Here is an 18319-nt window from a genome sequence, read left to right as displayed (position 1 = left end):
GAATGGGGCAGCCGACGCACCGGACCGTCGCGGTCAACGGGATCGACCTGCATTTCGCCGAGCAGGGCGAGGGCGAGCCGGTGGTGCTCTGCCACGGATTCCCCGGGCTCTGGTTCAGCTGGCGTCACCAGCTCGCGGCACTCTCCGCCGCGGGCTACCGCGTCATCGCCCCTGACATGCGCGGGTACGGGCGGACCAGCGCGCCAGCGCAGGTGTCCGAGTACGACCGACCGCACACGGTCGGTGACCTGGTCGGCCTGCTCGACGCGCTCGGCATCGAGCGGGCGGTGTTCGCAGGCCACGACTTCGGCGCCCACCTGACGTGGGACCTGCCGGCCTGGGCGCCCGATCGGGTGTCCGCGCTGATGCAACTGAGCGTCCCACGTGCGCCGCGACTGCCGGTGCAGCCGAGTGTCGGGTTCGAGTACCTGGCATCCAAGCACTTTGCGCACGTGCACTACTTCCAGGAGCCGGGCGTCGCGGATCGGGAGCTCGGTGAGAACACCCGGGCCTTCCTGGCCAAGATCTTCCACGCGCTCAGCGGCGCGAACCGGTACCTCGACTGCTGGGAATTCCCCTCCGAGGGCAACGGCTACCTCGATGTGCTCCCCGAGCCGCCCGCCCTGCCGTGGAATTGGCTCGATGAGGGTGAATTCGACTACTACGTCACGGAATTCGAGCGGACCGGGTTCACCGGTGGCCTCAACTGGTACCGGGCCGAGGATGCCGTCTGGGTGCAGAACGAGTCGCTGCACGCGAAGCCGGTCGAGGTGCCGGTGACCTTCATCGCCGGTGCCAAGGATCCCGTGCTCGAGATGATGGGCAGCGACCCGTTCGCGACCATGGGCCGGCTGGTGCCGGGACTGGTCTCCACCCACGTGATCCCGGACGCCGGGCACTTCGTGCAGATGGAAAAGCCCGCCGAGGTGAACTCGGCGATGCTCGAGTTCCTCGGCGGACTGACTACGTGATCGCGTCCAGCGAGGCGAGGGTGAGCGAGCAGGCCTGCGCGACCTCCGCGCCCTTCTTGTCGAAGTGGCTGGAGAAGAACGCGGCGTGATCCTCGTGCTCATGGAAGTGGTGCGGGGTGAGCACGGCGGAGAAGACCGGGACATCGGTGTCGAGCTGGACCCGCATCAGCCCGTCGATCACCGCGGACGCCACGAACTCGTGCCGGTAGATGCCGCCGTCGACGACCAGTCCTGCGGCGACGATGGCCTGGAACCGGCCGGTGCGGGCGAGCCGCAGCGCATGCAGCGGGATCTCGAAGGCGCCGGGGGTCTCGAAGAACTCGATCTCGCCGGAGGTGTGGCCTAGTGTCCGCCACTGCGCGACGAAGGCGTCTCGTGCTCGGTCGACGATGGGTCGGTGCCACGTGGACTGAACGAAGGCGATGCTCATTCCATGATGCTAGTTCGGCGCACCCCTGCGTGGCCATCCGGACATGCGTTCAGTTCGAATTTCATCGGGTAAGGACTGAATTCTCTTGTGATGCAAGGGAATCACGGTACCGGGCGAGGTTCGCGTTATCTCCGTACAGTGTGGACATGGACAAGCCCGAGGTTGCCCTGGACAACTGCGACGAGGTCTACGACTTCTACCTGCGACACCAGCAGAACCGCCTGGCCGCGAAGGCCGCCTACGGGCTGCTCGCGCTGAAGTTCCGGCCGAGGGTGACGTACGCGGACGGGGCGAAGGAGCAGGTCCGGGCCCTGGTGCGGTCCGATGCCCGGCTGGTTCTCGCGGTCAACCACCTGAGCCACAGCGATCCGTACACGGTGGCGGCCGCGGCGTCGGCCAGCGCGCTGCGTCCGGCGATCGGCCGGACCCGGGTGCTGGCGAAGGACGAGCTGTTCCTCGAGCCGAAGCGGCGCGAGCGGGTGGATCTGATGGGCGGGATCCCCGTCTTCCGCGGCAAGAACCACGGGATGCGCGCGGTGAACGCGGCCGGCCAGCGGATGATGGACGTCTGCGCCGAGCGGATGCGGCGAGGCGACGACCTGGCGATATTCCCGGAGGGCACCTGCAACGAGGAGGATCCGACCCGGCTGCAGAAGATCGGCAGCGGGATCGGGCACATCATGAGCCGGGCGGTGACGCTCGGGGTCCGGCCGGTGCTGGTCTACATGGGCATCAGCTACGGTCCGGTGCCGGGGAAGGTGACGCGGGCGAGCGTCTATCTCGACAATCCGGTCGCCGAGATCCCGGAGAAGCCGGCCGATATCGCGCGACTGGTGGCGGCGGGGCTGCAGCGCGCGGTGGACGGGGCGGTCGCGCGGTACTGAGTCCCGGCTCCACGTCCCCGGGGCGCTATACCCCCTTGGGTATGATCGGCCCATTCGACGAGGAGAGGAACCTCATGCAGGAAGTGGATCTGGCGGCGCTCGAAGTCGCCCTTGCCGCAGGCGCGCCGGTGATCGACGTGCGCGAAGCCGACGAGTACGCCCGAGGGCACGTGCCGGGGGTCCGGCTGATCCCGCTCGGCGAGCTGGTGGCCCGCATCGACGAGGTGCCCGCCGCGCCGACCGTCTACGTGATCTGTGCGATGGGCGGCCGCAGCGCGCACGGCGCCTCCCTGTTGGGGGCCGCCGGCATCAACGCGGTGAACGTCGCGGGTGGCACGGATGCGTGGATCGGCTCCGGTCGATCGGTGGAGTCGGGCGCCTGACCCGCCGGACGCCTACCGGGCCCACAGGCGGCGGTAGGCGTCCTCCTCGGCCTCGCGGGCGGCCTTGCGTCGCGGGTTGTCCAGGTCCATGGGCAGGCCGTTCTTCTGCAGTCGGCGCGCACGGTTCTGGTGGATGTAGACGACCGAGTAGAACAGCGCCAGCAGGATGCCGAGCAGGACCATCGACCCCCGCAGCCACAGCGGACCGGGGAAGAGCATGAAGATCGCGAACAGCGGGAGGAACGGCACCATCGCGCGGACGAGGTGCCGGACGACGTAGTGGTCGCCCGTGATGTCGTTGAGCACCCAGTCGTTCATGGACTCGGGCAGCTTGGCGCCGCAGGCGTAGGCGATCCACTGCAGCGGGTTCGGTCGGGTGGCGCTCATTGATCCAGTGCTCCTGCCGTGAGTGCGGCCCGGTTGATCCGGGTGAGAACGTCGTGAAGCTCCTCGAGCTCGGGTAGGCCGACGCCTAGGCGTGCCACCACCGCGGGCGGAATCAGTTCTGCCTTGGCGCGCAGGGCCCGTCCGGCCTCGGTCAGGTCGACGACCAGCTGCCGCTCGTCCTCGCTGCTGCGGGACCTGGTGATCAGGCCCGACGACTCGAGCCGCTTGAGCAGCGGTGAGAGGGTCGGCGAATCGAGCTGTAGGGCGCTGCCGATCGCCTTCACCGACATCGGCGCCTCGCCCCAGAGTGCGAGCATCACCAGGTACTGCGGGTGGGTCAGGCCCATCGGTTCGAGCAGCGGGCGGTACACCGAGAGCACCGCGCGATTGGCGACGGCCAGCGCGAAGCAGACCTGGCGGTCGAGGGCGAGCGGGTCGACCCCGGTTGCCGGTGACTGTTCGACGGTGGACATGCAGTAGAGCGTACACGAATAGATCGTGCACTAACTAACTTCGCCGAGTGTGCACCTGCCGGCACGCCCTCTCGGGCGATGCCCCGGCAGGTGCACACTCGGCAATCCGGGGGGCGGGCCTCAGCCGCGCGGGACCTCGAAGCCCCACGGCAGCTCCAGCCGGTGGCGGCCCAGCAGCTCCGCGTCCGCGAGCAGCTCGAGGACCGGGCCGTCCGCGACCAGCCGGCCGTCGTCGATGATCACCGCGCGGTCGCACAGCTGTGCGGCGTAGGGCAGGTCGTGGGTGACCAGCACCAGGGTGGTGTCCAACTCGAGCAGCACCTCGGCCAGCTCCCGGCGGGCCACCGGGTCGAGGTTCGCGGACGGCTCGTCGAGAACCAGCACGTCCGGCCGGCACGCCAGCACCGTGGCCAACGCGACCCGCCGCCGCTGCCCGCCGGACAGGTGCGACGGTGACCGCTCGGCGTGTTCGCTCATGCCGACCGCCGCCAGCGCGTCGGTCACCCGCGCGCGCAGCTCGTCGCCGGTGATGCCGAAGTTCGCCGGACCGAACGCGACGTCCTGCGCGACGGTGGGCATGAACAGTTGATCGTCCGGGTCCTGGAAGACGATCCCGACCCGGCGCCTGGCCTCGCGCAGGGTGCCCCGCTCGACCCGAGTGTCGCCGATCTCGACGCGGCCCGCGGTGGGGGAGAGCACCCCGTTCAGCTGCAGCATGAGGGTGGTCTTGCCTGCGCCGTTGGGGCCGAGCAGCGCGATCCGCTCGCCGACACCGACTTCCAGGTCGATGCCGCGCAGTGCGACCCGGCCGTCGGGGTAGGTGAAGCCCAGGTCGTGCACGCGCACCGCGGCGGTCGGCGCGGCTCCCGCGCTCATCCGGCCACCGCCAGCGCAGTCAGGCAGACGGTGACCGCGCCGAGGGAGGGGGTGAGGCCGAGCAGCCAGCCGCGCGCGGTTGCCGCTGGAGCGCCGAGATCGGGCATCGCGCCGGTGAACCCGCGCGACGCCATTGCCAGGTGCACCCGCTCGCCGCGCTCGTAGGTCCGTAGGAACAGCCCACCCACCCCGCGTGCGGTGGCGCCGATCTGGCGCAGGGTGCGTGGGTCGTCGCCGCGGGAAATCCGCGCAACGCGCATCCGGTTCGCCTCCGCGGCAAGCAGATCCATGTACCGCAGCATAAGGACGACGACGGTGGTGACGAGGGCGGGCGCCCGCAGCCGGGTCAGCCCAAGCGGCAGTTCCGCGGTCCTGGTGGTGGCCGCCAACGTCAGCGAGGTGAGCACCCCGAGGGTGCCCTTGATGAGGATCCCCCAGGCTGCGTACAGGCCCGCGACCGACAGCGACAGGCCGGCCCATCGCACGCGTTCGTCGCCCTCGCCGAACGGCAGCAACACCGCGAGTACGACGAACGGCGCCTCGATCAGCATCCGCGGCGCGATCCAGCGCAGGGGGATCCGGGCGATCTGCCACACCGCCAGCAGGACAACGGAATACAGGCCGAAGGCCCACATCTGTTCGCGCGGTGTCGCGACCACTGCCAATACCCCGACCGCCGCTGCGACGATCTTCACCTCGACCGGTAATCGGTGTACCGGGGAGTCGTCCTCGCGGTAGAGCGGGTGCGCGTGACCGGCGCCCACCGTCAGATCCTGCGGTTCGAGCGCGCGATCAGCCAGAACAGTCCACCGGCGACCGCGAATGTCGCGGTCGCACCGAGGATCCCGGCGATCCCGGACAGGCTGTCGTTGCCCGCGACGGCATAGTCCGCGAGCGGGGCGTCGGCGAGGTGGTGCTCGCCCGCGTTCTGTGCGATGCAGTCGCCGGTCAGCTCCTCGCCTGCCGCGGTCTCGACGACCGTGCACCCTCGCAGCGTTGTCGAGTCCAGCCCGTCGGGGCTGGCGCTGGCGAGATAGCTGACCGCGCCGGCGACGAGCAGGGCGACGACGGCGAAACCGACAAGGAACCAAGACCTTCGGGTGGTCATATCGGTACCTCCGTGGTCCGTCGGGGCGCGGTGCGCAGCAGGTACACCAGGTCGGGCCGGGCCCTGGCGACGGCGGCCACGGTGAGCGCGGTGATCAGCCCCTCGCCGATGCCGATCAGGGTGTGGGTGCCGAGCATGTACCAGACGACCGTGCCGAGCGAGGTCTGTCCGGCGCCGCCGAGCGCGTACTCGAGCAGGAACCCGGACGCGGCCGCCAGTGTGTTCGCCAGCGCGGCAACGCAAGCCAGCGCGGCCAGGCCTGCATCGCCGAACCCGCGGAGCATGGGCCGCAGCGCGACGGCCACCGCGTAGCCGACCCCGACGCCGATCAGTGCCATGTTGGTGATGTTGGTGCCGAGCGCGGTGAGGCCGCCGTCCGCGAAGAGCAGCGCCTGCACCACGAGCACGATCGCGACGCACAGCGCGCCGGTGTAGGGGCCGACAAGTATCGCGGCGAGGGCGCCGCCGAGCAGGTGGCCGCTGGCGCCGGGCAGGATCGGGAAGTTCACCATCTGCACCGCGAAGATGAACGCGGCGACCAGTCCCGCCATCGGAGCGGTCCGCTCGTCGAGCTCGGTGCGGGCCTTCCATGCGGCCAGGGCGACTCCCGCGATCGCGACGACTCCGAACAGCAGCGAGGTCGGTGCGTCCACCAGGCCGTCGCTCATGTGCATCGCCAGGAGGGCGTCGTTCGGGCTGTTCACGAGCGGAGCATAACCAGACCTATCGACAATTGCTCAGTTGTTCAAATGAATGTAACAAGGGCCCGCCGGCGGCCCGCTCACTGCAGATCGGCCACCGGGGTGGACGGCTCGATCTGAATGCCGAGCCGGCGGAGGTTGCCGTCGAGCACCTGCCAGATGGACACCTCGAGGAAGCTGGCGAGTTGCTCCGCGGTCAACGCGTGTTGTGGGTTGCTCAGCCACCGGTTGACGCTGACATCGACCAGCCCGATCAGCCCGAAGGCCAGCGTCTCGGACAGCTCGGTTCCCTTGCCGAGCTTGGTCAGGATCGCCTCGAGCAGCGCGGTGAGCTGCAGCGCGATGGCGGTCTTGGTGCCGGTGACCACCCTGGAGCCGGTGGTCCGGTGGCTGGGGGAGCCGGTGCCGAGGAACTGGTGCAGCCGCGGGAAGTCGACGATCCAGCGGAGATAGGTCTCGACGGCGTGCGCGATGGTCTCGCCGACCGTGCCCTCGGGCAGCAGGGCGGGCGCCACGTACTGCATGAGTCGCTCGATGATCCGCGCCCGGAGCTGTTCGTCGAGGTCGCCGCGGTCCTTGAAGATCCGGTACACCACCGAGCGCGGGACCCCGGCTCGCTCGGCGATCTGCTTCACCCCGATGTCGGAGCCGCCCTCGTTGATGGCGTCCATGGCGGCCTCGAGGATCCGGTCGCGGCGATCCGCCTTGTGGTCGTCCCACCGGGTGGCGCGACCGTCCGGTCCCTGGCGCGTCACGGCGTCGACTCGTTCTGGCATCGGCCCCACGATACCCATCGAGTGATTGACGGGACATCGTGTCTCACTTACTTTAGTGAGACGGCGTGTCGCAGACAGATTTGTCACTCTCACTCAGGAGTTCAGATGGGCAACAGGGTTTTCGTCGTCGGGGTCGGCATGACGAAGTTCGAGAAGCCGGGGGCCCGCGAGTGGGACTACCCCGACATGGCGCGCGAGGCCGGAACCAAGGCGCTCGAGGACGCGGGCATCGACTACCGCCAGGTGGAGCAGGCCTACGTCGGCTACGTCTACGGCGAGTCCACCTCCGGCCAGCGCGCGGTGTACGAGCTGGGCCTGACCGGCATCCCGATCGTCAACGTCAACAACAACTGCTCGACGGGTTCGACCGCGCTGTACCTGGCGACCCAGGCGGTCACGAGCGGGCAGGCCGACTGCGCCCTCGCGCTCGGCTTCGAGAAGATGCAGGCCGGCTCGCTCGGCACCACCTACGACGACCGCGAGCAGCCGATGATGCGGCACCTGCTCGCGCTCGCCGAGCTGCAGGAGTTCGCGATGCCGCCCGCGCCGTACATGTTCGGCGCCGCGGGCAAGGAACACATGGAGCGCTACGGCACCACCGAGGAGCACTTCGCCAAGATCGGCGTCAAGAACCACAAGCACTCGATGAACAACCCGTACGCCCAGTTCCAGGACGAATACACGCTCGAGGAGATCCTCGCCTCGAAGCGGATCTACGGCCCGCTGACCAAGCTGCAGTGCTCGCCGACCTCGGACGGATCCGGCGCGGTGATCGTGGCCAGTGAGGCGTTCGTGGACGAGCATGGTCTCGCGGGCCAGGCCGTCGAGATCGTCGGTCAGGCGATGGTCACCGACATGGAGTCCACCTTCGCCGACAGGAGCGCGATCAGCCTCGTCGGCGCCGACATGACCCGCGCCGCCGCCCGAAAGGTGTACGAACAGGCCGGCATCGACGCCACCGACGTCGACGTCATCGAGCTGCACGACTGCTTCTCGACCAACGAGCTGCTCACCTACGAGGCGCTCGGTCTGTGTCCGGAGGGCGACGGCGGCAAGCTCGTCGATGCCGGCGCGACGACCTACGGCGGCCAGTGGGTGGTCAACCCGTCCGGCGGCCTGATCTCCAAGGGGCATCCCCTTGGCGCGACCGGGCTCGCCCAGTGCAGCGAGCTCACCTGGCAGCTGCGCGGCACCGCCGACGCCCGCCAGGTCGACGGTGCGACGGTCGCGCTGCAGCACAACATCGGTCTCGGCGGCGCGGTGGTCGTGACCGCCTACCGGCCGGCCGAGCGCTGACCGTCCTTCCCGCCCGGTTCAACATCCCTCGTACCCAAGGAGTTTCACCATGGCTTCCGTTTCCGTCTCCGCCGACCTGCCCGCCGCGCCCGAGAAGACCTGGGAGGCGCTCTCCGACCTGTCCCGCTGGGAGGAGTGGCTGACCATCCACCAGGGCTGGAAGAGCGAGCTGCCCACCGAGGTCGCGCTCGGCGCCACCTTCACCGAGGTCGTCTCGGTGATGGGCATGGCCAACAAGATCGAGTGGACCGTCACCGAGGTCGACGCACCGAACCTGGTCAAGATCGCGGGCACCGGCATGGCGGGCGTCACCGTCGAGTTCACGCTCAAGGTCGAGCCGGAGGGTGCGGGCTCCAAGGCGACCATCGACGCCAGCTTCAAGGGCGCCATGATCGTCGGGCCCATCGGCAAGGCCGTCGCGAAGAATGCCGCCGCGGACCTCGAGGCATCGCTCGCGAAGTTCGCCGAGCTGGTCGGCTAGGCGCGACATGACCACGCCTACCGTTGATTTCGATACCTCGGGACTCGGTGTCTGGACGGACGAGGAGCGCTTCGAGGTCACCGCCGAGCGGATCGCCGAGTACGCGGCGGCCACCAACGACCCGATCGAGCGGCACCTGTCCGGTGAGATCGCCCCACCGGTGTTCGCGGTGGTGCCCGCCTTCTTCTCGATGGCCCCGGCGGCGCTGTCGGTGGCACCGGTGGAGCTGCTGATGAAGCTGGTGCACGGCGAGCAGGACTTCCACTTCCACCGCCCGATCTACCCCGGCGACACCCTGGCGGTGCGTGCCAAGCCGATCGGGTTCGAGGGCAGGGAGAACGGCTCGACCGTGGTCGTGTACGTCGAGACCCGCACGGAAGCAGGAGAATTGGTGAACGAGCAGTGGATGACCGCGTTCTTCCGGAAGGTCGATGCGGGTCCCGGCCTCGGGGACAAGGCACCCGGCCACCGGTTCGACGAGTCGCTGCGCGATCAGACCCCGGCGGCCCTGGTACTCCAGCACATCGACAGGGACCAGACGTTCCGCTACTCGCCCGCCTCGGGTGATCCGATGCCGATCCACCTGGACGACGAGATCGCCAAGATGTCGGGTCTGCCCGGGATCATCAACCACGGCCTGTGCACGATGGCCTTCACCTCGTGGGGCGCGCTGACCGAGCTGGCCGACGGCAGGACCGAGCGGCTCGAGCGGCTCGCGGTCCGGTTCGCCAAGCCGGTGCTGCCCGAGCAGGACATCGTCACCCGCTTCTGGGCTGTGAGCCCTTCTGGTCCTCCTGCGGGCCGTAAGGACTCACGGGCGTACGCCTACGAGACCACCGTCGGCGACGACCTGGTGATCAAGGACGGACTCGCCGTCATCTCCGACAACTGAGTCGGCACAGAAACTTTCATCGACCTTGGGAGTGAACAACTGATGGGAACTGGTTCGATCAGAAGCCTGGACGGACGGGTGGCGATCGTCACCGGCGCGGGCCGCGGCATCGGGCGGGAGCACGCCTTGCTCTTCGCTGCCGAGGGCGCCAGCGTCGTGGTGAACGATCTCGGTGGCGCCAACGACGGCTCCGGCTCCGATGCCGGACCGGCGCAGCAGGTCGTCGACGAGATCGTCTCGGCGGGCGGTAGGGCCGTCGCGAACACCGACAACGTCGCGAGCTGGGAGGGCGCCAAGGCGCTGGTCGATCAGGCCGTGGAGGAGTTCGGCGGCCTCGACGTGCTGGTCAACAATGCGGGCATCCTGCGCGACGCATTCATCGCAGGCATGGAGGAGGGCCAGTGGGACGCGGTCATCGCCGTGCACCTCAAGGGTCACGCAGCCCCCCTGCACCACGCCGCCGCGTACTGGAAGGCGCGGACCAAGGCGGGCGAGACCGTCAACGCCTCCGTCGTCAACACCTCGTCCGCGTCAGGCACTTTCATGCCGAACGCCGGACAGGGCAACTACGGCGCGGCCAAGGCAGGCATCGCCGCGCTGACGCTGGTCGCCGCGGACGAGCTCGAGCGTTACGGCGTGCGGGTCAACGCGATCGCCCCGATCGCGCGCACCCGGCTGACCCTGGCGACCCCGGGCATGGGCGCGCTGTTCGCGGCCGAGGTCCCTGAGGGTGAGTTCGACGCGTTCGCCCCGGCGAACATCTCCCCGCTGGTGGCCCGACTCGCCTCGGCCGAGTGCAAGATCACGGGCAAGGTCTACGCGGTCCAGGGTGGCGGCATCACCGAGCTGGGTGGCTGGCACGACGTGAACACCATCGAGTCCGAGGGCCCGTGGACCATCGCCGATCTCGCGAACCGGCTCGGCTGAGGGCAGGAACATCATGGCGCGCAACAGTTATGAGCTCGGCCTCGGGCTGAGTGAGGAGCACGCGGCGCTGGCCGATTCGGTGAGCGCCTTCGCCGAGCGGACCATCACCGCCGGACAGGTCCGCGCCGCGGTCGAGGCGAAGTCCGAGGCCAAGTTCCCGGAGTTCTGGCAGGCGCTGGTCGACCAGGACCTGTTGGGGCTGCATGTGCCGGAGGCGCACGGCGGCCAGGGCGGCGGCCTGCTCACCCTGGCGGTGGCCTTGGAGGCGTTGGGCCGCAACATTTCCCCGGGGCCATTCGTGCCCACCGTGCTTTCCTGTGCGGTGCTCGCGGCCGCGGATTCGAAGGTCGGCATCGAGGTGCTGCCCGGCATGCTCGACGGCTCCCGGACCGCTGCCCTCGCGCTCGGCGCGCCGTTTCACGTGGAACGCGAGCACGCGGAACCGGAGCGGGGCGGCTACCGGCTGACCGGTAGCACCGATGCGGTGCTCGGCGGGCAGCACGCCGACGTGCTCCTCCTCCCCGCCGAGGTGGGGGACGAGATTCGTTGGGTGGTGGTCGATTCTGCGGAGCTGACCGTGACCGGACAGGACAGCATCGACGTGCTCCGGGGGTCGGCGCGGGTCGAGGCGGACGGCGTGCTGGTCGCGGCCGAGCGGGTGCTCGACGGGCTGGGCGAGCAGCGGGTGCGGGCGATCGCCGCGGTGGTGCTGGGGGCGGAGGCCGTCGGGATCATGTCCTGGTGTGTGTCGACGGCGGCCGAGTACGCCAAGACCCGGGTGCAATTCGGCAGGCCGATCGGCCAGTTCCAGGGTGTCAAGCACAAGTGCGCGCACATGGGCATCGCCTTGGAGAAGGCCCGCGCGGTGGTGTGGGACGCGGCGTCGGCGCTCGACAAGGGTGATGACACCGCGGACTTCGCGGCCGATGTCGCGGCGGTGATCGTGGCGGACTCCGCCGTACAGGTGGCGCAGGACTGCATCCAGGTGCACGGCGGCATCGGGTTCACCTGGGAGCACGACGCGCACCTGTACTACCGGCGCGCGCTGGCGCTCCGGGGCGTGCTCGGCACCCGCGAGCAGCGGGCGAACCGGGTGGCGGAGCAGGCTCTTGCCGGGGTGTCCCGGGCGTCGGTGCTCGAACTGCCTGCTGAGGCCGATGCCATCAGGGCCGCGGTACGGGCCGAGCTCGCGCCGATCGCGGCCATTGAGGACGAGGACGACCAACTGATCGCGCTCGGCGACAGCGGCTGGGTGCAGCCGCACCTGCCGAGGCCGTACGGCCGCGGGGCGGGACCGCTGGAGCAGATCGTCATCTCGCAGGAGGTCAAGGCCGCCGGAATCGCGATGCCGCAGCTGTTGATGGGCGGCTGGGCGGTCTCGGCGGTGGTCGGACACGGAACCGAGCAACAGAAGCGGGATCTGGCGGTCCCGACGCTGCGCGGCGACCTGGTGTGGTGCCAGCTGTTCTCGGAGCCGGGCGCCGGTTCGGATCTGGCGTCGCTGTCCACCAGGGCCGAGAAGGTCGAGGGTGGGTGGAAGGTCACCGGCCAGAAGATCTGGACCACCGTGGCGCAGTTCGCGGACTGGGCGATGCTCATCGCCAGGACCGACCCGAGCAGGCCCAAGCACGAGGGCATCACCTACTTCGTGCTGGACATGGCGACGCCGGGGGTTACGGTGCGGCCCCTGCGGGAGATGACGGGTTCGGCACTGTTCAACGAGGTGTTCCTGGACGAGGTCTTCATCCCGGACGCGAACGTGATCGGCGAGGTGAACGACGGCTGGCACGTCGCCAGGACCACCCTCGCAGGCGAGCGGGTGGCGCTGAGCCAGAAGATGGAGGCCTACGCGAGCGATTCCGACCTGATGCAGTTCGTGCGGGGTCGGGAGCTGGGCCCGGTCGGGAGGTACCACTTCGGGGAGCTGATCGCCGAGAGTCAGGCCATTGATCTGATCGGCTCGCGGGTGGTCCTCGGGCAGCTCTCCGGCGCCGACGTGAGCACCACCTCGTCGGTCGGGAAACTACTGGGCATGGGCCTCGGACAGGCGATCTCGGAGTTCGTGGTCGCCGAACTGGGGGCCGCGGGCACGGTCGCTGTGCCGGGGGAGCCGAGCGACAAGGCGATGGAGCAGCTCATCGCCGGTCGCGCGACCACCATCTACGGCGGCACCACCGAGGTGCAGCTGAACGTGATCGGTGAGCGGATGCTGGGGTTGCCGAGGGACTGACCCGGATCAGGGGGTCCGGCCGAGGAGCGCGGCGAGTCGGTCGAGGGGCGGAGCGTCCTCGGGCACCGGCCGGGACGGGGCGAACGGGGTACGTCCGGCCGGGAGGTTCGGCAGCAGCGCTCGGCTGAAGGCGATCTGGTGCTCGACCACCGCGTCGGGGTAGTGCGGTGTCTGCCCCGACGCGCGGGCGAGATCCCATCCGTGCGCGAGCATCTCGGTGACGCGCATGTTCAGGGCCTGGATGGCAGGAACCGGACCTATCGGCAGGGTGATCTGCTGGTCCAGCGCGCCCGGCAGGGCGAAGGCCTGCACCAGCGCGTCGGCCGAGGCGCGGAAGGAGCCCGCGGGGTCGGGGCCGAGCAGGTCGGGCGGCGCGCCGACGATGGTGGCCGGCAGCGGGTGCCTCCGCAGGGACGAGGCGTACAGGTGGTTGCCTGCGGTCACGTGGTTGACGACGTCGCGGACGGACCATCCGGTACAGGGTGTGGGTGCGGACCACTGGTCGTCGGCGATGCCTGCCACCAGCGTGCCCGTCGCGTCGAGTGCCAGGGCGAGGTCGTCGATCGTCGCGGTCATGGTTCTGCATACCACCGCCAGAACGGTTTCGGAACCCGTGTCCGGCCGAAAGGGGGCTGTCGCCGCGACGGAAAGTGCGTGATACTGCATGTAACGCACATCGGCGAAGGGTTGGACCTGTGGACCAGAACGTGCAGTACGACGCGGTGATCGTCGGCGCAGGATTCGGCGGGATGGGGGCCGCGATCCAGCTCAAGCGGCTCGGCCTGACCAACCTCGCGATCCTCGAACGCGAGGACGACCTCGGCGGCACCTGGCACGTCAACCGGTACCCGGGTCTCGCCGTCGACATCGCCTCCGTGACGTACTCCTACTCCTTCGAGCCGAACCCGTACTGGTCGCGACTGTTCGCCCCCGGCGCCGAGCTCAAGCGGTACGCCGATCACGTCGCGGACAAGTACGACCTGCGCCGCCACATGCGTTTCGGTGCGGTCGTCGAGGGTGCCCGCTGGGACGAGGACGCCCAGCGGTGGGAGATCTCGATCCAGGGCGAGGCGCCCGCCACCGCGAAGTACCTGCTCACCGCGACCGGGTTCCTGTCGCAGCCGCACAAGCCCGACATCCCCGGCATCGATTCGTTCGAGGGCAAGGTGATCCACACGACGGCGTGGGACGACACCTACGACCTGAGGGGTACGCGCACGGCGATCATCGGCACCGGGGCGACCGCGGTCCAGCTGATCCCCGAGGTGGCCCGCAAGGCCGCGGCCCTGACGGTATACCAGCGGACCCCGATCTGGGTGCTGCCGAAGGTGGACACCCCCATCCCCGGCCCGGTGCAGCGGCTGTTCGCCCGGGTGCCCGCCGTCCAGCGCGCGGCCCGCGGGGTCAGCTCGGGAATCCTCGAGGCCGTGATGGTGAGCGCCGTGCTGCACTACCGGCAGACCAAGCTGCTGAACAAGGGGGCCGCCGCCCTGTCGCGGATCTTCTTGCGCGCGAAGGTCCGTGACCCGAAGCTGCGTCGTCAGCTGACCCCGGACTACGACTTCGGCTGCAAGCGGCCGACCTTCTCCAACAGCTACTACAGCACCTTCACCAAACCGCACGTGCACCTCGAGACGGACTCGATCGAGCGCATCGAGCCCGACGGCATCGTCACCGCGGACGGACGCAAGACCGAGATCGACACGCTGGTCCTTGCGACCGGCTTCAACCTGTGGGACGTGAACTTCCCGGCCATCGAGGTGATCGGGCGCGAGGGCCGCAACCTCGGAAAGTGGTGGCGCGACAACCGGTTCCAGGCGTACGAGGGTGTGGCGGTGCCGAACTTCCCGAACTTCCTGACCCTGGCGAGCCCGTACTCGTACAGCGGGTTGTCGTACTTCACCACCATCGAGTCGCAAATGGCGCACATGAAGCGGCTGTTCGGGGAGCTGCGGCGGCGCGGCGCCGACGTCTTCGAGGTGACCGAGGCGGCGAACGCCGGCTTCCTGGATCGGATGACCGAGAAGCTGGACGACTCGGTGTTCTACGGGGGCAGCTGCCAGACCGCGCGCAGCTACTACTTCAACCAGCACGGAGAGGCGGCGATCCTGCGGCCGACCTCGACGGTCAACGCGTTCCGGGAGGCCAAGAGCTTCCCGCTGGACGACTACACGATGCGGCCATACGCGGCGGCGGAGTGAGGGCGGAGTAGGCGGCACAGCCTCTTTGGCGAGTTCGCACCCCTTTTCGGCGTGCAACGCGGGTGCGTTCGCGTCAAAAGGTGTGCGGGGGCGGGCCAGATGGTCCCGGCGGGGCTACCCGAGATACTGCGCCCGCCACGCCAGCACCCCGGTCCCGACCGCGACGGCCACCAGCAGGATCACCCACAGCAGCCGCGGCAGGTGGCTCAGCGACCGCAGCTGGTCGAGATCCGAACGGCCGGAGCGGGTGCGGGCGGCCTCGACGATCGTGTGCAGGTTGCCGAACAGCAGCAGCCAGATCGCGGTGTACGCGAAATGCAGCTGCAGCGTGGGGGATCCGTAGTAGGCGACGACGCCGATCGCCGAGCCACAGACCACGAGCACCAGCAGCCCGAAGACGTTGCGGATGAACGGCACCATCGCGACGATCAGCGCGACCGCGCCCCACAGCAGCACCGGGAGCTGGCCGGCCGCGATCAGGAGCGCACCGGCCAGGCCGAGCAGCGAGGGCGCCAGGAAGCCGGCCGCCGCGGTGAGCACCATGCCGGGGCCGCGGGGCTTACCGCGCGAGAGCGTCAGGCCGGAGGTGTCCGAGTGCAGCCGGATCCCGGTGAGCCGACGGCCCGTCGCGACCGCGGCTATCGCGTGCCCGGCCTCGTGCACGAGCGTCACCGCGTGCCGGGTCAACGACCACAGCGGTCCGAGCAGGACCAGCGCGGCGGCGATGGCGATGGGGAGGTAGGCCGACCACTGCGCCCAGTACGAGTTCACCCGACCAGCGTGCCAGGCCGCCGTGGCGAACTAGCATCAGTACCGGGTCGCGACGTCCGAGGGTGGAGGCGCTCGATGGAAGCAGTCACGGATTCGACCGAAGCAATGCCCGACCCGGGCCGGGTCATGGTGCGCAGTGAGTTCGCGCCGCTGCGGACGGTCGCCGTCGCCCAGTCGCAGCTCCGCCCTCCCGACGAGGTGTCGGACAGCGAGGTGTCGTTCCTCGGATCCGAGGCGCGGCCCCTCCTCGAGAGCATGCTCGGCCGCGATCACGCCGACGTCTTCCCCGACCGCCAACGGAAATGGGAGTCCGAACGAGAGAACCTGTGTTCGGTGTTCGAACGCTACGGAGTCGAGGTCCTGAGGCCGCGGATGCTGACCGACGCGGAGAAGGCGGCAGGCGGCTCGAACGGCTACGCGAATTTCTTCGTCCGCGACCCCTGGTTCACCATCGGCGACATCGTCGTCGAGGGGAGCCTGCGGCTGCCGCACCGGCGCCTCGAGGTGCTGCCCAGCCGCGAGATCCTCACCACCAGGGCGCTCGATGGGCGCTGTTCCTACCTCGCCCTGCCGCAGCCCGCGGTTCCGGACGGGGTGCCGGGCGACCTGGGCGCCGGGCCCTTCCTCGAGGGTGGGGACGTGCTCGTGTACGGCAAGCACGTCTTCGTCGGCAACTCCGGGCTCGCATCCAACGACCTGGGGATCCGCTGGCTGGAGAAGGTGCTGACGCCGCTGGGCTACACCGTGGAGACCGTCCGCCTCGCGCCGAACTTCCTGCACCTCGACTGTGCCCTCGGCCTGATCAGGGAGGGGCTGTTGGTGGCGTGCCCGGACGCCCTCGTCGACGGCCTGCCCGCCGCGCTACGTGACTGGGATCGGATCGAGATCAGCGAGAGCGACGGCATCGACCTCGGCACCAACGGCCTGCCGATCAGCCCGGAGGTCTACGTCACCGATCCGGTCTTCCGTCACATCGGTGACCGGATCGCCGAGCACGGCGTCACGGTCGAGTACGTGGACTTCGCGGTCACCCGCAGCTTCGGCGGGGCGTTCCGGTGTACCACGCAGCCGCTGCGGCGGGAGTGAACTCCGACGCGTCGGTCGGTCTCAGTCCTGGATCCGCCGCCAGGGACGGGCCTCCTCCAGCTCGAACGCGAGCTCGAGCAGGGTGCGTTCGTCACCGTGGTCGGCTGAGAAGTGCGAGGCCAGCGGAAGCCCGGCCGCGGTCTCGTGCAGCGGCAGTGAGATGGCGGGACCGCCGGATGCGTTGTTCAGCGGGGTGAATGCGGTGTAGTTCACCAGCCTGGTGAACAGCTCCTCGAAACTCTGTGCCGGAGAAAGGTATCCGAGCCTCGGAGTAGTGTGCGCGAGGACGGGCGAGAGCAGCACGTCGTACTTCTGGAACACCTGCGCGTACTGCCGATGGGTGCGTCGCAGCCGGTACAGCACCTGCGGCGTCTTCGCGATGTTCTTGCGGTACATCGCATCCAGTCCGCGGGTGAGGTTGTCGGTCTTGGACCGGTCGAAGTCGGGGCCGAGCATCCGCTTTCCGCCCGCGCATATCGCGAACGACAGGAACCCCCAGTAGTTCGAGAAGTCCTCGACGAACGACCGATCGACCGGCAGCGGCGCCTCCTCGACATGGTGGCCCAGCTCGTCGAGCAGGTCCGCGGTCGCGGTGACGGAGGCGCGGGTCTCGTCATCGGTGGGGATCCCGGTGATCGAATCGATGATCACGCCGATCCGCAGCCGGGTGCGCCCCGGGCCCTCGACGAGCCGGATTGGCGGGAGTTTCGGGTTGCGGTAATAGGTTTCGGCAGCGGAATAGAACCGAGCGGTGTCCCGGACGGACCGCGTCAGCACGCCCTGGGCGACGATCCGGATCGGCATCGCCCGGTCCGCCGGGTCCGCGACCGTGCGCCCCCTCGTCGGCTTCAGGCCGACGAGTCCGCACGCGGCCGCGGGGATCCGGATCGACCCGCCGCCGTCGTTGGCGTGCGCGAACGGGAGTACCCCGGACGCGACCAAGGCCGCGGATCCGCCGGAGGACGCTCCGGAGGAGTACGCCGGATTCCACGGGTTGTGCACGGGCTCGGCCGTCGCGTACTCGTTGGAGGCGCTGAATCCGAACTCCGGCAGCCTGCTCTTACCGATCGGGACCGCGCCGGTGGACAGGAACTGCCTGGCGAAGTCGCTGTCCGCGCGGGCGGGTCGCGCCACGAACGCTGCACTGCCGTGATTCGTCGGCAGGCCCGCGAGGTCGACGTTGTCCTTGATGATCGTCGGGACGCCCGCGAAGACACCACTGTGCGGATGGGCGGACCTGGTCAGGGCGCGATCGAAGTCAGGAAAGGCGATCGCATTGAGGGAGTCCCTGACGGACTCGGCGCGTTCGACCGACGCCAGCACCGCCTCGTGGGAGGACAGCTGCCCGGAGGCGATCAGCTCGGCGATGCCGGTGGCGTCGAGGTCGCCGAGGGCGTCGTCGCGGAAGGCGTGGATGCGTGCGTCGTCGGTCATCGGGTCCTCGGA

At 69.4% G+C, this 18319-nt stretch carries 21 protein-coding genes; 10 read left to right on the top strand and 11 right to left on the bottom strand.

Annotated features, from left to right (window positions below):
* Positions 1–2: 2 nt before the first annotated feature.
* Positions 3–971 carry an alpha/beta fold hydrolase gene (locus BR31_RS0120515; protein ID WP_027502613.1) on the top strand — a complete coding sequence of 323 codons (969 nt, stop codon included), beginning with the start codon at positions 3–5 and terminating at the stop codon, positions 969–971.
* Here BR31_RS0120515 and BR31_RS0120510 read toward each other — a convergent pair.
* Complete coding sequence (locus BR31_RS0120510; RefSeq protein WP_027502612.1) at positions 964–1401, bottom strand: 6,7-dimethyl-8-ribityllumazine synthase; 438 nt, start codon at positions 1399–1401, stop codon at positions 964–966. The genes BR31_RS0120515 and BR31_RS0120510 overlap by 8 nt on opposite strands.
* 146 nt (positions 1402–1547) lie before the next feature.
* Between BR31_RS0120510 and BR31_RS0120505 the strand changes: the two genes are divergently transcribed.
* Together BR31_RS0120505 and BR31_RS0120500 are read left to right on the top strand one after the other, a co-directional pair.
* Positions 1548–2285: a lysophospholipid acyltransferase family protein gene (locus tag BR31_RS0120505; RefSeq protein ID WP_027502611.1), complete on the top strand. Its 738-nt coding sequence runs from the start codon at positions 1548–1550 to the stop codon at positions 2283–2285.
* A gap of 74 nt (positions 2286–2359) precedes the next feature.
* Positions 2360–2668 (top strand): rhodanese-like domain-containing protein, encoded by a 309-nt coding sequence (locus BR31_RS0120500; protein ID WP_027502610.1) that lies wholly within the window; start codon positions 2360–2362, stop codon positions 2666–2668.
* A gap of 12 nt (positions 2669–2680) precedes the next feature.
* On the opposite strand, the gene BR31_RS0120495 is transcribed toward BR31_RS0120500, so the two are convergent.
* The 7 genes from BR31_RS0120495 to BR31_RS0120465 all read right to left on the bottom strand — a co-directional run bounded on the left by BR31_RS0120495 (position 2681) and on the right by BR31_RS0120465 (position 6989).
* Positions 2681–3055, bottom strand: a complete 375-nt coding sequence (locus tag BR31_RS0120495; RefSeq protein WP_027502609.1) for a DUF5313 family protein — start codon at positions 3053–3055, stop codon at positions 2681–2683.
* The gene (locus BR31_RS0120490; RefSeq protein WP_027502608.1) at positions 3052–3528 is read right to left on the bottom strand and encodes a MarR family winged helix-turn-helix transcriptional regulator; all 477 of its coding nucleotides are present in this window, start codon (positions 3526–3528) and stop codon (positions 3052–3054) included. The genes BR31_RS0120495 and BR31_RS0120490 overlap by 4 nt, the downstream gene beginning before the upstream one ends.
* A gap of 120 nt (positions 3529–3648) precedes the next feature.
* The gene (locus BR31_RS0120485) at positions 3649–4404 is read right to left on the bottom strand and encodes an energy-coupling factor ABC transporter ATP-binding protein (RefSeq protein ID WP_027502607.1); all 756 of its coding nucleotides are present in this window, start codon (positions 4402–4404) and stop codon (positions 3649–3651) included.
* Positions 4401–5168: a cobalt ECF transporter T component CbiQ gene (gene cbiQ / locus BR31_RS0120480; RefSeq protein WP_027502606.1), complete on the bottom strand. Its 768-nt coding sequence runs from the start codon at positions 5166–5168 to the stop codon at positions 4401–4403. Before cbiQ ends, BR31_RS0120485 begins: the two co-directional genes overlap by 4 nt.
* Before the next feature lie 2 nt (positions 5169–5170).
* Positions 5171–5512, bottom strand: a complete 342-nt coding sequence (locus BR31_RS0120475) for a PDGLE domain-containing protein (RefSeq protein WP_027502605.1) — start codon at positions 5510–5512, stop codon at positions 5171–5173.
* Positions 5509–6186 (bottom strand): energy-coupling factor ABC transporter permease, encoded by a 678-nt coding sequence (locus tag BR31_RS0120470; protein ID WP_027502604.1) that lies wholly within the window; start codon positions 6184–6186, stop codon positions 5509–5511. Before BR31_RS0120470 ends, BR31_RS0120475 begins: the two co-directional genes overlap by 4 nt.
* A gap of 107 nt (positions 6187–6293) precedes the next feature.
* Complete coding sequence (locus BR31_RS0120465; protein WP_051637615.1) at positions 6294–6989, bottom strand: TetR/AcrR family transcriptional regulator; 696 nt, start codon at positions 6987–6989, stop codon at positions 6294–6296.
* Positions 6990–7094: 105 nt separating this feature from the next.
* Here BR31_RS0120465 and BR31_RS0120460 point away from each other — a divergent pair, with 105 nt between their 5' ends.
* The 5 genes from BR31_RS0120460 to BR31_RS0120440 are packed head-to-tail and all read left to right on the top strand — an operon-like array spanning position 7095 to position 12815.
* Complete coding sequence (locus tag BR31_RS0120460; protein WP_027502602.1) at positions 7095–8285, top strand: lipid-transfer protein; 1191 nt, start codon at positions 7095–7097, stop codon at positions 8283–8285.
* Between the two features lie 49 nt (positions 8286–8334).
* Positions 8335–8766 (top strand): type II toxin-antitoxin system Rv0910 family toxin, encoded by a 432-nt coding sequence (locus BR31_RS0120455; RefSeq protein ID WP_027502601.1) that lies wholly within the window; start codon positions 8335–8337, stop codon positions 8764–8766.
* Between the two features lie 7 nt (positions 8767–8773).
* Complete coding sequence (locus tag BR31_RS0120450) at positions 8774–9658, top strand: MaoC/PaaZ C-terminal domain-containing protein (protein WP_027502600.1); 885 nt, start codon at positions 8774–8776, stop codon at positions 9656–9658.
* 57 nt (positions 9659–9715) lie between these two features.
* Positions 9716–10585 carry an SDR family oxidoreductase gene (locus BR31_RS0120445; protein WP_027502599.1) on the top strand — a complete coding sequence of 290 codons (870 nt, stop codon included), beginning with the start codon at positions 9716–9718 and terminating at the stop codon, positions 10583–10585.
* A 13-nt stretch (positions 10586–10598) separates the two neighbouring features.
* Positions 10599–12815, top strand: a complete 2217-nt coding sequence (locus tag BR31_RS0120440) for an acyl-CoA dehydrogenase family protein (protein ID WP_027502598.1) — start codon at positions 10599–10601, stop codon at positions 12813–12815.
* A gap of 6 nt (positions 12816–12821) precedes the next feature.
* Here BR31_RS0120440 and BR31_RS0120435 read toward each other — a convergent pair whose 3' ends face one another.
* The gene (locus BR31_RS0120435; RefSeq protein WP_037177527.1) at positions 12822–13391 is read right to left on the bottom strand and encodes a TIGR03086 family metal-binding protein; all 570 of its coding nucleotides are present in this window, start codon (positions 13389–13391) and stop codon (positions 12822–12824) included.
* Between the two features lie 119 nt (positions 13392–13510).
* On the opposite strand from BR31_RS0120435, the gene BR31_RS0120430 reads away from it, so the two are divergent.
* Positions 13511–15016 carry a flavin-containing monooxygenase gene (locus tag BR31_RS0120430; RefSeq protein WP_037177525.1) on the top strand — a complete coding sequence of 502 codons (1506 nt, stop codon included), beginning with the start codon at positions 13511–13513 and terminating at the stop codon, positions 15014–15016.
* Positions 15017–15130: 114 nt separating this feature from the next.
* Here the strand turns inward: BR31_RS0120430 and BR31_RS0120425 are convergent, their stop codons facing one another.
* The gene (locus BR31_RS0120425) at positions 15131–15787 is read right to left on the bottom strand and encodes a M50 family metallopeptidase (protein ID WP_027502595.1); all 657 of its coding nucleotides are present in this window, start codon (positions 15785–15787) and stop codon (positions 15131–15133) included.
* A gap of 75 nt (positions 15788–15862) precedes the next feature.
* Here BR31_RS0120425 and BR31_RS0120420 point away from each other — a divergent pair, with 75 nt between their 5' ends.
* On the top strand, positions 15863–16873 hold the full coding sequence (locus BR31_RS0120420; RefSeq protein WP_231496637.1) for a dimethylarginine dimethylaminohydrolase family protein: 1011 nt from the start codon (positions 15863–15865) through the stop codon (positions 16871–16873).
* Between the two features lie 21 nt (positions 16874–16894).
* Here the strand turns inward: BR31_RS0120420 and BR31_RS0120415 are convergent, their stop codons facing one another.
* On the bottom strand, positions 16895–18307 hold the full coding sequence (locus BR31_RS0120415; protein WP_027502593.1) for an amidase: 1413 nt from the start codon (positions 18305–18307) through the stop codon (positions 16895–16897).
* Between the last annotated feature and the right edge of the window lie 12 nt (positions 18308–18319).

This window comes from Rhodococcus sp. UNC363MFTsu5.1 (assembly GCF_000686785.1).
GTDB classification, from domain to species: Bacteria; Actinomycetota; Actinomycetes; order Mycobacteriales; family Mycobacteriaceae; genus Rhodococcus_G; species Rhodococcus_G maanshanensis.
This window is presented reverse-complemented; position numbering and strand designations above follow the sequence as displayed.

What these genes read in the sequence shown, in the direction of transcription:
- BR31_RS0120515 (WP_027502613.1), top strand. Translation starts at nt 3, where the DNA reads ATGGGGCAGCCGACGCACCGGACCGTCGCGGTCAACGGGATCGACCTG.
- BR31_RS0120510 (WP_027502612.1), bottom strand. Translation starts at nt 1,401, where the DNA reads ATGAGCATCGCCTTCGTTCAGTCCACGTGGCACCGACCCATCGTCGAC.
- BR31_RS0120505 (WP_027502611.1), top strand. Translation starts at nt 1,548, where the DNA reads ATGGACAAGCCCGAGGTTGCCCTGGACAACTGCGACGAGGTCTACGAC.
- BR31_RS0120500 (WP_027502610.1), top strand. Translation starts at nt 2,360, where the DNA reads ATGCAGGAAGTGGATCTGGCGGCGCTCGAAGTCGCCCTTGCCGCAGGC.
- BR31_RS0120495 (WP_027502609.1), bottom strand. Translation starts at nt 3,055, where the DNA reads ATGAGCGCCACCCGACCGAACCCGCTGCAGTGGATCGCCTACGCCTGC.
- BR31_RS0120490 (WP_027502608.1), bottom strand. Translation starts at nt 3,528, where the DNA reads ATGTCCACCGTCGAACAGTCACCGGCAACCGGGGTCGACCCGCTCGCC.
- BR31_RS0120485 (WP_027502607.1), bottom strand. Translation starts at nt 4,404, where the DNA reads ATGAGCGCGGGAGCCGCGCCGACCGCCGCGGTGCGCGTGCACGACCTG.
- BR31_RS0120475 (WP_027502605.1), bottom strand. Translation starts at nt 5,512, where the DNA reads ATGACCACCCGAAGGTCTTGGTTCCTTGTCGGTTTCGCCGTCGTCGCC.
- BR31_RS0120470 (WP_027502604.1), bottom strand. Translation starts at nt 6,186, where the DNA reads ATGCACATGAGCGACGGCCTGGTGGACGCACCGACCTCGCTGCTGTTC.
- BR31_RS0120465 (WP_051637615.1), bottom strand. Translation starts at nt 6,989, where the DNA reads ATGCCAGAACGAGTCGACGCCGTGACGCGCCAGGGACCGGACGGTCGC.
- BR31_RS0120460 (WP_027502602.1), top strand. Translation starts at nt 7,095, where the DNA reads ATGGGCAACAGGGTTTTCGTCGTCGGGGTCGGCATGACGAAGTTCGAG.
- BR31_RS0120455 (WP_027502601.1), top strand. Translation starts at nt 8,335, where the DNA reads ATGGCTTCCGTTTCCGTCTCCGCCGACCTGCCCGCCGCGCCCGAGAAG.
- BR31_RS0120450 (WP_027502600.1), top strand. Translation starts at nt 8,774, where the DNA reads ATGACCACGCCTACCGTTGATTTCGATACCTCGGGACTCGGTGTCTGG.
- BR31_RS0120440 (WP_027502598.1), top strand. Translation starts at nt 10,599, where the DNA reads ATGGCGCGCAACAGTTATGAGCTCGGCCTCGGGCTGAGTGAGGAGCAC.
- BR31_RS0120435 (WP_037177527.1), bottom strand. Translation starts at nt 13,391, where the DNA reads ATGACCGCGACGATCGACGACCTCGCCCTGGCACTCGACGCGACGGGC.
- BR31_RS0120420 (WP_231496637.1), top strand. Translation starts at nt 15,863, where the DNA reads ATGGAAGCAGTCACGGATTCGACCGAAGCAATGCCCGACCCGGGCCGG.
- BR31_RS0120415 (WP_027502593.1), bottom strand. Translation starts at nt 18,307, where the DNA reads ATGACCGACGACGCACGCATCCACGCCTTCCGCGACGACGCCCTCGGC.